Annotated in this window: 13 protein-coding genes; 12 read left to right on the forward strand and 1 reads right to left on the reverse strand. The window is 71.2% G+C overall.

Features of this window, described 5'->3' with window-relative positions; all coding sequences use genetic code 11:
- Window positions 1-161 precede the first annotated feature (161 nt).
- Window positions 162-1904, reverse strand: coding sequence for a chitinase (locus ACZ7OY_RS25560; RefSeq protein ID WP_471913526.1), 1743 nt, complete (start codon window positions 1902-1904; stop codon window positions 162-164).
- A gap of 438 nt (window positions 1905-2342) precedes the next feature.
- Between ACZ7OY_RS25560 and ACZ7OY_RS25565 the strand changes: the two genes are divergently transcribed.
- From ACZ7OY_RS25565 to ACZ7OY_RS25620, 12 genes are all read left to right on the forward strand, one after another.
- Window positions 2343-3152 (forward strand): hypothetical protein, encoded by an 810-nt coding sequence (locus ACZ7OY_RS25565; protein ID WP_471913746.1) that lies wholly within the window; start codon window positions 2343-2345, stop codon window positions 3150-3152.
- 202 nt (window positions 3153-3354) lie between these two features.
- Window positions 3355-4062, forward strand: coding sequence for a Flp pilus assembly protein CpaB (gene cpaB / locus ACZ7OY_RS25570; protein WP_471913527.1), 708 nt, complete (start codon window positions 3355-3357; stop codon window positions 4060-4062).
- Window positions 4063-4071: 9 nt separating this feature from the next.
- The gene (locus ACZ7OY_RS25575; protein WP_471913528.1) at window positions 4072-5328 is read left to right on the forward strand and encodes an AAA family ATPase; all 1257 of its coding nucleotides are present in this window, start codon (window positions 4072-4074) and stop codon (window positions 5326-5328) included.
- Entirely contained in the window at window positions 5325-5723 is a 399-nt protein-coding gene (locus tag ACZ7OY_RS25580) for a TadE family protein (RefSeq protein WP_351604408.1), read from the forward strand. The genes ACZ7OY_RS25575 and ACZ7OY_RS25580 overlap by 4 nt, the downstream gene beginning before the upstream one ends.
- Window position 5724: 1 nt before the next feature.
- Entirely contained in the window at window positions 5725-6087 is a 363-nt protein-coding gene (locus tag ACZ7OY_RS25585; RefSeq protein ID WP_384727867.1) for a TadE/TadG family type IV pilus assembly protein, read from the forward strand.
- 104 nt (window positions 6088-6191) lie between these two features.
- A complete protein-coding gene (locus ACZ7OY_RS25590) occupies window positions 6192-7529 on the forward strand; it encodes a CpaF family protein (protein WP_471913529.1) in 1338 nt (445 codons plus the stop codon).
- Window positions 7530-7553: 24 nt separating this feature from the next.
- The gene (locus ACZ7OY_RS25595; protein ID WP_471913530.1) at window positions 7554-8498 is read left to right on the forward strand and encodes a type II secretion system F family protein; all 945 of its coding nucleotides are present in this window, start codon (window positions 7554-7556) and stop codon (window positions 8496-8498) included.
- A gap of 92 nt (window positions 8499-8590) precedes the next feature.
- Window positions 8591-9478, forward strand: coding sequence for a DUF5936 domain-containing protein (locus ACZ7OY_RS25600; protein ID WP_471913747.1), 888 nt, complete (start codon window positions 8591-8593; stop codon window positions 9476-9478).
- Between the two features lie 168 nt (window positions 9479-9646).
- Window positions 9647-10849 carry a sensor histidine kinase gene (locus ACZ7OY_RS25605; RefSeq protein WP_471913748.1) on the forward strand — a complete coding sequence of 401 codons (1203 nt, stop codon included), beginning with the start codon at window positions 9647-9649 and terminating at the stop codon, window positions 10847-10849.
- Window positions 10846-11598: a response regulator gene (locus ACZ7OY_RS25610; protein WP_471913531.1), complete on the forward strand. Its 753-nt coding sequence runs from the start codon at window positions 10846-10848 to the stop codon at window positions 11596-11598. The genes ACZ7OY_RS25605 and ACZ7OY_RS25610 overlap by 4 nt, the downstream gene beginning before the upstream one ends.
- 110 nt (window positions 11599-11708) lie before the next feature.
- Complete coding sequence (locus tag ACZ7OY_RS25615) at window positions 11709-11894, forward strand: hypothetical protein (protein WP_454395561.1); 186 nt, start codon at window positions 11709-11711, stop codon at window positions 11892-11894.
- Window positions 11894-12493, forward strand: coding sequence for a pilus assembly protein TadG-related protein (locus ACZ7OY_RS25620; protein ID WP_471913532.1), 600 nt, complete (start codon window positions 11894-11896; stop codon window positions 12491-12493). Before ACZ7OY_RS25615 ends, ACZ7OY_RS25620 begins: the two co-directional genes overlap by 1 nt.
- The last annotated feature ends 31 nt before the right edge of the window (window positions 12494-12524 follow it).

Below are 12524 nucleotides of genomic sequence, written 5' to 3' on the forward strand. Positions count from 1 at the left end.
CGGGGTTGGGGAATGGGGGGGGGGAGGGACCCCGAAAAAGGCACCTTGCCCCCCAGAGGGACCCCGCAAAGGGGGGCACCCTTTTTTCGTGTGGGGGGCGGGCCCCCTTTTCCCCCCCCCCCCCGCCCCGGCTCGGGTCAGGTGGTACGGGTGTACGCCGGTTACGGCAGGGCGTGCACGTGCGGACCCACCGCGTTCGACCAGGCGTTGCCCGCCGAAGCGTCCCAGTTCGTCGACCAGGTCATCGCGCCGCGCAGGGCAGGGTAAGCCTTGGAGGGCTTGAACGAACCGCAGTTGGTGAGCCTGGCCAGGCAGTCGAGGGCGTTGTTCACGATCGTCGGGGAGACGTAGCCGCTGCCCGCGCCGCTGGTGGAGGCGGGGAGGCCGAGGCCGACCTGGGACGCGTCGAGGCCGCCCTGGAGCTGGATGCAGGCGAGCGCCGTCAGGAAGTCGACCGAGCCCTGCGAGTAGACCTTGCCGTCGCAGCCGAGCATCGAACCGCTGTTGTAGTACTGCATGTTGACGACGGTGAGGATGTCCTTGATGTTCAGCGCGGTCTGGAAGTAGGAGTTCGACGTGGACTGCATGTCGATGGTCTGCGGGGCCATGGTGATGACCAGGGACGAGCCCGCCTTCGCGGACAGGGACCGCAGCGCCTGGGACATGTAGGTCGCGTTGAGGCCGTTCTCCAGGTCGATGTCCACGCCGTCGAAGCCGTACGTCTGCATCAGGGAGTAGACGGAGTTGGCGAAGTTCGTGGCCGAGGCGGAGTCGCTCACCGAGATGGTGCCGTTCTGGCCGCCGATGGAGATGATGACCTTCTTGCCCGCGGCCTGCTTGGCCTTGATGTCGGCCTTGAACTGGTCGACGGTGTAGCCGCCGAGTCCGGCCGAGTCGAGCGTGAAGCTCACCGCGCCCGGCGTGCTCGTGGCGTCGGCGAAGGCGACCGCGATGATGTCGTACTGCGACTGCACGGCGGAGAGCTTCTGCACGGTCGCGCCGTTGTTGAAGTTCTGCCAGTAACCCGTCACGGCGTGCGCCGGCACGGTGCCGCCGCCCCCGCCGCCGGACGCGGTCGTCGTCCCGGTCACGGCCGACGACTTCGCCGACTCACCGGCCGAGTTGGTCGCGCTGACCTGGAACGAGTACGCCGTGGAGGCGCTGAGCCCCGAGACGGTCGCGGAGGTCCCGCTCACCGACTGGACCTTGGAGCCGCCCTGGTACACGTTGTAGCCGGTCGCGCCCGACACGGCGTTCCAGGCCAGGGAGACGGACGAGGAGGTCGTGCCGGACACCGCGAGGCCCGCGGGGGTCGCCGGGACCGTCGGGGCCGGGTCGCCGCCACCGCCGCCGTCGGGGCCGAACACCGAGAAGTCGTCGGCGAGGTAGGCGGGCTGGCCGTACCAGCCGTGCGACCAGACCGACACCGATGTCGTCGAGGCGCCGGTGGTGAAGGTGGTCGAGAGCTGCGTCCAGGTGGTGTTGGGCGTCCACGTCGAGACGTCCGTCGTCCCCGTGCCGGTCACCCCGAGGTAGGTGTACGACCCCTGGACCCAGGCGCTCAGCGTGTACGTCGAGTTGGGCTTCACGGCGACGGACTGCGAGCACTGGGCGTAGTCCTGCCCGGCGGGCGTGGCCTTCAGCGCGGCCGCACCGCCGTGCACCGGCGAGGAGACGGTCGTACCGCTGCCCGCGGAACAGGTCCAGTTGGTCAGGCCCGACTCGAAGCCGGCGTTCTTGACGTTGTTGACGTCCGCGGCGGACGCCAGGCCCGCGCCGGCGAAGGTCAGGGACAGGGCGGTCGCGGCGATGGCCGCCCAGAAGCCGGTGCGTCCGGAGAAGGCGCGTCCGGAGCGGGTGCGTCCGGGGCGGGCGGGTCTGGGGAGGGCTGGTGCGCGGTCCACGGGGGCCTCCGGTGGGGGAAGAGATCGGGGAAGAGAGGGGGAGGGATGGGGGGAGAGAAGAAGGGGGAAGGGGAACGAGAGAAGACAGATGCGAGGGGGAGAAGTGGGGCGGGAAAAGGGGGAGTTGATGGCCACCACTGCACGTACAAGTTGGTCCAGACCAATTGGGGTTGTCAAGAGGTCCAGACCAAATCCGTCGCCTGTGCGGCCGTTGTCCGACGCGATGCACAACGTGCCCCGTTTTGCCGTGACTTGTGCGAGCACAGTTCTCTCTCGGCTGCCCAAAGGCGGTTCTCCGGCCACAGACCCGTGGTTACAGTGCTCGGGTAGTCACGCAATGAAGTCACCTCGGTGCACCGCAGTAACACCGGAGCACCGCCAGGCGCGAGGGACGGGGAGCTGCGCGTGCCAACTGCCATTGCCGTGACCGGTGCCGACATGGCGCTGCCGGCCCAGGACGAGCGGACCCTGCCCGCCGCCGTCCTGCGCGACCTGGACCGGCGGCCGCTCGACCAGGCCCTGTCGGACGTGCAGACGCTGATCGAACAGCACGGGTACGTGATCGTCCTGAGCTCACGGGCCGCCCCCGCCGCGGTGTCGGAGCGGCTGCACACCGTCCGCTCCCTGCTGGAGAGCGACCGGATCGCCCTGTTCAGCCCGGAGCTGCCGCCGCTCGGGATCGCCGTCCTGGCCCGTCAGCTGAGGCAGCTGGCGTCCTGCGACCTCAGTCCCGGCGTGCTCGCCTCGGCGGGCCGGCTGCTCACCCACTATCTCCACACCGGCGCGCTGCTCGGCTCCGTCGCGGGACTCGACCGCGTCCCCGTCGATCTGAAGGCGCACGCCAGATCCTGGATGCCGGGCAGCCAGTTCGCCGTACTCGCCCACCCGGCAGCGCAGTTGGTCCGGGTCGGCCCCGGAGCGATGCTGACCGGGCCCGAGTTCGCCACCTCGATGCTGGTCGCCAGGGGGCAGCTGGCGGCCGACTGGGTCAGCGGCACCCTCGCCCCGGCCTGGAACGCCCAGGGGCTGCGCGAGGTCGCGCTGCCCGCCGAGTCGGCCGAGTGGTGGGGGACGGGGAAGCTGGTCGAGTTCTGCGCCTATCTGCCCGACCTGTCGGTGCTCTACCAGCTGGTGACCTCGGTGCGGCAGAGCGCCTGCCACTGGTGCGGCATCGACGTCATCGGCGACCGCTGCGTGTTCTGCTCCGCCACCCCGCCCGCCGCCGACCTGCCGGTCCCGGCCCGCTGACCCCCGCCCCGCCGACCGCCCTGACCTCCACCCCGTCGACCGTTCCGCCGAGCCCCGACCGCCCAGCCCCGCCCGACTCGGACCGCTCCACCCGGATCGCCACCCCGGATCGCTCCACCCGGATCGCCCCGCCCCGACCGACCGGCTCCCGCCGACTCCAGTAGCCCGCTCGACCGATTCCCCCAATGAGGTTGCACGGTTCATGAACTCCCGTCAGCGCCGCGGCGTTCTTCTCCTGATCCTGTCGGCCGTCTGCGCCCTGGGCGCCTTCGCCGGTGTCCTGTCCGTCATCAGCGACGTGAAGTCCAAGGTCGGCCCCGAGGTCACGGCGTACGAACTCCGGTCTGACATAGCGCCCTACACCACCCTCGACGCCGGCCAGTTCAAGAAGGTCAGCATGCCCGAGCGCTGGCTGTCGCCGAACGCGGTCACCGACCTCGCGGGCATCCGCGGCAAGATCGCGGTCACCGCTCTGCGCAAGGGCTCGCTGCTCCAGAGCGACATGATCGTGGACCGGCCCGCCCTGCGTCCCGGGCAGCAGGAGGTCGCCATCATGATCGACGCGGCGACCGGTGTCGCCGGCAAGATCACGCCCGGCTCCACGGTCAACGTGTACGCCACCTTCAAGGGCGAGCGGCAGGGCGACCCCGACCAGTCCAAGATCATCGTGACCGACGCGAAGGTCATCGACGTCGGCGAGATCACCGCCCTGGAGCCGAACGCCGACAACCGCACCCAGCAGCCCACCGACGCCGTCCCCATCACCTTCGCCCTCACCACCCTCGACGCCCAGCGCATCACCTACGCCGAGTCCTTCGCCCAGCGGGTGCGGCTCGCACTGGTCGCGCCGGGCGGCGCCGCCGCGGTCCCCGAGAAGGACCGGACCTACGAACTCGCGAACGACAAGTAGGAGGCCCCCATGCCCACGAGGATCCTCCCGGCCGTCGGCGACGCGGACGCGGTCCGGTCCATCACGACCCTCCTGCACCAGCTCCCGGACGCCGAGCCGGTCACCCCGGTCGTCGACTCCACCCAGCTCGTCGACACCCTCGCCCGGCTGGCCGCCGAGTCGGTCGACGAACTGCCCGAGGTCGTCGTCGTCCACGAACGCATCGGCCCGGTCCCCGCCCTGGAGCTCATCCGCGAGGTCGCCCTGCGCTTCCCCGCGGTCGGCGTCATCCTCGTCAGCTCCGACGCGAGCCCCGGCCTGTTCTCCGCCGCCATGGACTCGGGCGCCCGCGGTCTGGTCGCCCTGCCGCTGAGCTACGAGGAGCTCGCCAGCCGGGTCCAGGCGGTGGCCCAGTGGTCGGTGGGCGTACGGCGTCACCTGGGCCACGGCGCCGACGTGCTGCCCGGCGTGGGCGGCCGGGTCGTCACCGTGAGCGGGGCGAAGGGCGGGGTCGGCACCACCCTCACCGCCGTCCAGCTCGCCCTGGCCGCACAGGCGTCGGGCCGGGCCGTCGCCCTGGTCGACATGGACCTCCAGACCGGTGACATCGCCTCCTTCCTGGACGTGCAGTTCCGCCGCTCGGTCGTCGACCTCGCCGGCATCAGCGACATCTCCCCGCGGGTGCTGGCCGACGCGGTCTTCCGGCACGACACCGGAGTGGCCCTGCTGCTCGCCCCCGGCGAGGGCGAACGCGGCGAGGAGGTCACTGACCGCGCCGCCCGCCAGATCGTCAGCGCACTGCGCTCCCGCTACGAGGTCGTGGTCATCGACTGCGGCGCCCAGCTCGGCGGCCCCGGCGCCGCCGCCGTCGAGATGGCCGACACCGCGCTGCTGGTCACCACCCCCGACGTGATCGCCGTACGGGGGGCCAAACGCACGGTCCGGATGTGGGACCGCCTCCAGATCCGCAAGGCCGAGGAGACAACGGTCGTCGTCAACCGGCACACCCGCGGTACGGAGATCCAGCCCCCGCTGATCCAGCGGATCACCGGCACGGCGATCGCCGCCACCGCGATCCCCGCCAACTTCAGGGAACTCCAGGCGGCCGTCGACGCCGGCCGGGTCCACACCCTGGACAACCGGGGCACGGTGAAGCAGGCGCTGTGGACCCTCGCCGGTGAACTGGGTCTGGTCGAGGCGTCCGAGGGCGCCCGCCGCGGCGGGCGGTCACGCGGCGGCGAGCGGGGCGCGGTGAGCCTCAGGCGGCGCAGGGGCGGCGGCGGATGAGGGCGATCCGAGCAGCAGCAGCCGGCCGGTCCGACCGCGGGCAGGTGACCGTCGAGTTCCTCGGCATGACCCCGCTGATCATCGTGACGCTGGTGCTGCTGTGGCAGTTCGTCCTCGTGGGATACACGTTCACGCTCGCCGGGAATGCTGCGGACGAGGCGGTGCGGGCGGGTACGGCGGCGCGCCCGGGGGAGCGGCAGGCGGCCTGCCGGGAGGCGGGCCTGGACAAGCTGTCGGGCGGCTGGAAGGGGGGCGCCGAGGTGAACTGCACCACCGGCGGCGGCTATGTGAGGTCCTCGGTCGCCCTCAAGGTGCCCGTCCTCTTTCCCGGCGTGGTCGCCTTCCCGTTCACCGTCCACGGCGAGGCGGGCGCGGTGGAGGAGGCGAAGCGCTGAGATGCCGTACGACGTCGGGCCACGCGCACGCGACCGCGGCCAGGTCGCCATCGAGTACCTCGGGTTCATCCCGATCCTGCTGCTGGTCGCCCTGGCCGGGGTCCAGCTCGGCCTGGTCGCCTACACCGCCCAGCAGGCCGGCACCGCGGCCCGCGCCGGTGCGCGCAGCGCCTCGCTGGACCAGGACTACCAGGGTGCCTGCCACGACGCGGTCAGCGACTGGCTGGCCGACGGCACCAGCTGTTCGAGCGCCGACCTGGGCGACTCCGTCCGGGTCACCGCCGAGATCGACATCCCCTCCCTGGTCCCCGGCTGGGACTTCGGCCGGGCCGGCCGCACGGCCACGATGCCCAAGGACCACTGACGGGACCACCACTGACGGGACCACCACCGATCCGACCACCACTGATCCGGCCACCACCGACCCGATCACCACGCAGGGACCGCGAGAGCGAGGAGCACCGGACCATGAGCCTGCGGGCACGCATCAACTCCCCCGAGGAGAACGGCGGCCGGGGCGAGGACGGCCACCTGGTCGCCTCCTACCGCGCCAAACTCCTGGAGGAGATCGACCTCGCGGAGATGGGCTCGCTGGCCGCGGCCGAACGCAGGGCGCGCCTGGAGCGGGTGCTCGGGCACATCATCAGCCGCGAGGGCCCGGTCCTGTCCACGGCCGAGCGCGCCCAGCTGATCCGCCGGGTCGTCGACGAGGCCCTCGGCCTCGGCATCCTGGAGCCGCTCCTGGAGGACGCCTCGGTCACGGAGATCATGGTCAACGGCCCGGACGCGATCTTCGTGGAGCGGGGCGGGCGGGTGGAACAGCTGCCGATGCGCTTCGCCTCCGCCGACCAGCTGATGCAGACCATCGAGCGGATCGTCTCCACCGTCAACCGCCGGGTGGACGAGTCCAACCCGATGGTCGACGCCCGCCTGCCGTCCGGCGAGCGCGTCAACGTCATCATCCCGCCGCTCTCGCTGACCGGCCCGATCCTCACCATCCGCCGCTTCCCGCGCTCCTACACGCTCCAGGAACTGGTCTCCTTCGGCTCCCTGGACGAGCACATGCTGTACCTGCTCGCCGCGCTGGTGCAGGCGAAGTTCAACATCATCGTCTCCGGCGCGACCGGCACCGGGAAGACGACCCTGCTCAACGCCCTCTCCGGACTGATCCCCGGCGGTGAACGCATCATCACCATCGAGGACTCGGCGGAGCTCCAGCTCCAGCAGGCACACGTCATCCGGCTGGAGTCGCGGCCCCCGAACGTCGAGGGCAACGGCCAGGTGACCATCCGCGACCTGGTCCGCAACTCCCTGCGCATGCGGCCCGACCGGATCGTCGTGGGCGAGGTCCGCGGCGGCGAGTCGCTCGACATGCTCCAGGCGATGTCGACCGGGCACGACGGTTCCCTGGCCACCGTCCACGCCAACAGCGCGGAGGACGCCCTGACCCGGCTCCAGACCCTCGCCTCCATGTCGGACGTCGAGGTCCCCTTCGTCGCGCTGCACGACCAGATCAACAGCGCCGTCGACGTCATCATCCAGCTCACCCGGTTCGCCGACGGTGCCCGCCGGATCACCGAGATCGCGCTCCTGGACAGCCACGGAGGCGAGCCCTACCGGCTCACCTCCGCCGCCCGCTTCGACGCCCGGCCGATGAGCGCGGACGGCCGGGTCCACGGCGCCTTCCAGTACTTCCCGCTGCCCCGCCGCACCGCCGACCGCCTCTACATGGCGAGCCAGCCCCTCCCACAGGCCTTCGGCGTCGCCCGTACGACCGAACAACTGGCCATCCGGGAAGCCCGGTAGAGACGGAGAGAACGGACCCCACCCATGGATCTCCAGACGCGCATCACCCTCACCACCGGCGTCACCCTCCTGGCCTGCCTCCTCGCCGTCGTCGGTCTTCGTGTCCACGCCTCCGGCCGGGCCCAGCGGGCGGCACTCGTCGAACGCCTCTCGCACTCCGGCGAGCTTCCGGCCACCGGACGCAGGCGCCGCTTCCGCACCCTCGACCGCCGCCTCCGCGGCACCAAGGCGGGCCGCAGACTCGAACTGAAACTGGCCGCGACCGGCCTGGATGTCACCCCCGGAGAGTTCCTCGTCTACATGACGGCGGCGGCGATCGGCCTCTTCCTGGTCGGCCAGGCCTCCCTGGCCCCCTTCTTCGGCCCGATCGCCGGACTCCTCGGCATCTGGGCCGCCCTGCAGTTCCTGAACTGGCAACGCCAGAAACGCATCGAGAAGTTCATCAACCAGCTCCCCGAACTCGCCCGCATCCTGGCCAACGCCACCCAGGCCGGACTCGCCCTGCGCACCGCGATCGGTATGGCCGCGGAGGAGCTTGAGGCCCCGGCGGGCGAGGAACTGGGCAAGGTGGCGGACCAGTTGGCGCTGGGCCAGTCCATCGACGACGCCCTGGGCGAGCTCGCCCACCGGCTTCCGTCACGCGAACTGGTCGTCCTGGTCACCACCCTCGTGCTCTCCAACCGGGCGGGCGGACAGGTGGTCGGCGCGCTGCGCAACCTCACCGAGACGCTGGAGGAACGCAAGGAGACGCGGCGCGAGATCCGCACCCAGCTCTCCCAGGTCAACATGACGTCGTACGCCGTCCCCGTGCTCGGCGTCGGCTCCCTGTTCCTGATGAACGGGGTCAAGGACGGCGCCCTGGACCGCATGACCGGCTCGGCCACCGGCCAGGCCTGCGTGATCATCGCGTTCGCGCTGTACGCGGTCGGGTTCGTCCTCATCCGCCGCATGTCCCGTATCGACGTCTGAGCAGTCCGAGCAGTCCGAGCAGTTCCGAGCAGTCTGAGCAGTTCCGAGCAGTCTGAGCACGAAGAAGGGAGCAACCCGTGTCCGGACACCAGGTGGCACTCGCCCTGGCGCTGCTCATGGGCCTGAGTGTGTGGGGCGTCTTCGCGGGCATCCGCATGTACCGCGCGGACGCCAAACTGCCCAGCGACCTCGCGCTGGCCCTGGAGGTCGGCGCCACCCGCACCGGAGCGGTCGACTCGCTCGTCGACCGGCTCGGTATGCGGTACGCCCCCGCCGTACTGCGGCTGATGGGCCCCACGCTGGTGGCCCGCTACCGCCGCAGGATCGACCTGGCGGGCAACCCGGGCGGTCTGACCATCAACCGCTACGCGGCCCGCCGCGCGGTCTACGGCGCGCTGGGCGGCTTCGGGGCCCTGGTGTTCTTCCTGCGCGGCCAGTACCTGATGGCGCTGCTGCTGCTGGCCTTCGGCGCGTTCTGGACCGAGGTCGGCATCTGGGCGGCGATCCGGGTGCGCAGGGACGTCATCGAACGGACGCTGCCCGACTTCCTGGACGTCCTCGCGGTCGTGGTCGGCGCGGGCCTCGGCTTCCGGCAGGCCCTGGACCGCGTGTCGACCCGGTACGAGGGCCCGTGGGCGGACGAGATCCGCATCACCCTGCGCCAGATGGACCTCGGCATGAGCCGCCGCCAGGCCTTCGCGGAACTGCGCCGCCGCAACGACTCCGAGCAGGTCGCCATGTTCGTGACGGCACTCCAGCAGGGCGAGGAACTGGGCGCGCCCATCGTCGACACGCTGGTCGCCATCGCCAAGGACATGCGCCGTACGGACGCCCAGAACGCCCGCCGCAAGGCCGCGCGCGCGGTACCGCGGGCCACGCTGGTGATCACCACGTTCATGGTCCCGGCCACCATGCTCCTGCTCGGCGCGGGCCTGCTGCTGGGCTCGGGCACGGACTTCGGCTCCATCACGGGGAAGTAGGCGGGGCGGGTGACGGTGATGGCGACGTGGCAGCGGGCCCGGCGGACGAAGACCCGGCCGGCGCGTACGGGGGCGCCCGTGAGGCGGTGGGGCGCGCGTCCGTGGGGGAGGGGGGCACGGGAGGCCGCACCCCCGGCGATCCCCATCCAGGTCAACGCCCTCCAGGCGATGTGCCGGCAGGTCTTCGGCTTCCGCCTGGCCATGATCGCCCTGGCCACCCCCTCGGCCCTCCTCAACGCCCATCCCGGTCTCGGCGCCCGACTGGTCGGAGCGGCCGTCGTCGTCACCTTCATGACGAACTACGTCCTCTTCCGCGACTGGGAGCGTTTCGGTCCGCTCCTCCTGCGGCACCCCACCCTGCTGGCCGTGGACACCCTCTTCGGCTCCCTGCTCCTGATCTCCGCGGGCCCGGACACGACCCTGGCCTACGTCAGCGTCTGCACCCCCCTGCTGGCCGGCATCGTCTACAGCTGGCGGGGCGCGGCCTGCTTCGCCTCCCTCCAGTCGCTGATCCTCCTGCTGGTCCACGCATCCACGAAGAACCCGGGAGCGAGCCTCGCCGAATCCCTGCTGCTGCCCGGACTCTGCGTCGTCACCGGCGCCCTCGGTTCGACCCTGCGGGGCCTGCTGCTCCGCTTCGGCGCCGCCACCCACGCCCTGAGCGCGGTGCAGTCCCGGCTCGCCGTGACGGAGGCGGTGGCCGCCGAACGGGCCCGGCTGGCCCGCGAGATGCACGACTCGGTGGCCAAGACCCTGCACGGGGTGGCGCTCGCGGCGGAGGCCCTGGCCGTCACCGCCGGCGCGGAGGACACGGACCCCGCACGGATACGGCAGCAGGCCGAACTGGTGGCCCGCTCGGCCCGCCGCGCCGCCACCGAGTCCCGCGAACTCCTCACCGACCTGAGAGGCCGCACCGACCCCGACGCCACCGACGTCCTGCACGAACTGGCCACCCGGACCAGCGACTTCAGCAACCGCACCGGCCTCCCGGCCACCTACCACCCCACCGGCGAGCCGGTGGCGGCGCCGCCCGAGCTGCCCCCGGCCGTGGCCCGCCAGCTCCTCACCATCGCCGCCGAGGCCATGGAGAACGCCCACCGCCACGCGGCGCCCACCCACGTCGACGTCCGCGCGGGCGTCCACGGCGACCTGCTGCGCATCAGCGTCTACGACGACGGCCGCGGCCTGCCGCCCGGCACCACCCTCGAACGGCTGCGCAGCGAAGGCCACTTCGGCCTGCTCGGCATGGTCGAACGCGCCGCCGCGGTCGGCGCCCGCATCCACATCGGCCGCGCCGGCCACACCCGGGGCACCGAGGTCAGCCTGGAACTGCGCCTGGCGGCCGCCTCGGCCCGAGAGGAGGCCTCGTGACGACGGACGACCGGCCGACCCGAGTTTCCACGGACCCGCTGAGGGTCGTCGTGGCGGACGACAACCCCGTGGTCCGCGCGGGCCTGACCGCGCTGCTGACCGGCCGCGAGGACATCGCGGTCGTCGCCGAGGCGGCCGACGGCCACGAGGCCTGCGTGGCGGCCGACCGCCACCGCCCCGACGTCGTCCTGCTCGACGTCCGGATGCCCGGCGTGGACGGCATCGCGGCGCTGCCCTACCTGGTCCGGATCGCTCCGGTGCTGATGCTGACGTACACCGGGGAGGCGGAGACCGTCCGGGAGGCCCTGCGCAGAGGGGCGGGCGGCTATCTGGTCCACGGTGAGTTCACGGTGGACGAACTGGTCTCCGCGGTGCGGGACATCAGGGACGGCAGGGCCCGTCTCACGGCCACCGCGGCGGACGCGCTGCTGGCTCAACTGCGGGAATCGGATGCGACTGCACACGACGCAACATCGATTCGACCATTGCCCCGTACAGCTTCTCCACAAAACCTTTCGCAAGTGCAACCGAGTGTGAGAAAGTCGTCGTTGTCGGTGTCATCGTCCCAACTCAGCACGAGGGAGGCGGAGATCATGGACCTCATCGCGTCCGGCCTGACCAATCAGCAGATCGCCGCCGCGTGCTTCATCAGCGAGAAGACGGTCAAGAACCACATCAACCGGATCTTCGCCAAGCTCCACAGCACGAGTCGCTCGGAGGCGGTCGCCAAATGGCTGGGGGTGTCCTGAGATGACCGGACGGGGGCGGAACTGGGCCCACCGCTGGGCCCGTGGGCCCTTCACCGACATACGCGTTCCGCACTACCGTCCCGGCGACGCGACACCTGGAGGGGCACACCATGAACGGCTGGAAGAACACAACGGCCGAAGCGATGCGGCGCCGGGCCGGCGACCGGGGCCAGACCGCGGTGGAGTATCTGGGCATCATCGCGGTGGTGGTGGCGATCGTGCTGGCCATTACGGGTACGGACATTGGTACGGCGATTTTCGATGCGATCAAGGCGAAGATCGCCGAAATCACCTGATGCCGCTGCGCAGGTACGGCGGTGACGCAGGGCAGGCCTTCCCCATCTACATCACGGTGGTGGCGGGCCTGCTCTTTCTTGCGTTGGCCTACCTCGCGGTCGGCCAGGCGGCGGCGAACCGGAACGGCGCCCAGACGGCGGCCGACGCAGCGGCCCTCGCAGCGGCCCAGGACACCCGGGATCAGCTCGCCGGGCAGTGGCTGACGGACCTGAGCGACCCGACCAAGTGGCAGGACATCTTCGACGGCCGGGCCGCCGTCACCCCGTCGTGCTGGCGGGCCTATCAGCTGGCCGGACAGAACGACGCCCATGTGACCGACTGTGGCCCCGACGGGCTGCTCGGTTACACGGTCGGAGTCCAGACCGACAAGTCGGTCGGAGACTCCGTCGTTCCCGGTACGGAGAACACGTACGCGAAGGCATCCGCCACCGCTGTAATCGATCCGCTCTGCAAGTTCACGCTTCCGGGTGCGGGCGCCGCCGATGATGCTGTACTGCCGCAGCTCATCTGCAAGGACCGCGACTGGGACCTGGACCCGCACGACACCGCGACCCTCCCGCAGCCCGAAGATCTCTTCGACGTCCATCTGGCCGACTGACATGCGAATGACGAGTGAAGGAAGCAGAGCG

The sequence above is a fragment of the Streptomyces sp. NPDC107559 genome (assembly GCF_055657365.1).

Coding starts and splice junctions, on each gene's coding strand:
- ACZ7OY_RS25565 (WP_471913746.1), top strand. CDS start 2,343: ATGGCGCTGCCGGCCCAGGACGAGCGGACCCTGCCCGCCGCCGTCCTG.
- cpaB (WP_471913527.1), top strand. CDS start 3,355: ATGAACTCCCGTCAGCGCCGCGGCGTTCTTCTCCTGATCCTGTCGGCC.
- ACZ7OY_RS25575 (WP_471913528.1), top strand. CDS start 4,072: ATGCCCACGAGGATCCTCCCGGCCGTCGGCGACGCGGACGCGGTCCGG.
- ACZ7OY_RS25580 (WP_351604408.1), top strand. CDS start 5,325: ATGAGGGCGATCCGAGCAGCAGCAGCCGGCCGGTCCGACCGCGGGCAG.
- ACZ7OY_RS25585 (WP_384727867.1), top strand. CDS start 5,725: ATGCCGTACGACGTCGGGCCACGCGCACGCGACCGCGGCCAGGTCGCC.
- ACZ7OY_RS25590 (WP_471913529.1), top strand. CDS start 6,192: ATGAGCCTGCGGGCACGCATCAACTCCCCCGAGGAGAACGGCGGCCGG.
- ACZ7OY_RS25595 (WP_471913530.1), top strand. CDS start 7,554: ATGGATCTCCAGACGCGCATCACCCTCACCACCGGCGTCACCCTCCTG.
- ACZ7OY_RS25605 (WP_471913748.1), top strand. CDS start 9,647: ATGTGCCGGCAGGTCTTCGGCTTCCGCCTGGCCATGATCGCCCTGGCC.
- ACZ7OY_RS25615 (WP_454395561.1), top strand. CDS start 11,709: ATGAACGGCTGGAAGAACACAACGGCCGAAGCGATGCGGCGCCGGGCC.
- ACZ7OY_RS25620 (WP_471913532.1), top strand. CDS start 11,894: ATGCCGCTGCGCAGGTACGGCGGTGACGCAGGGCAGGCCTTCCCCATC.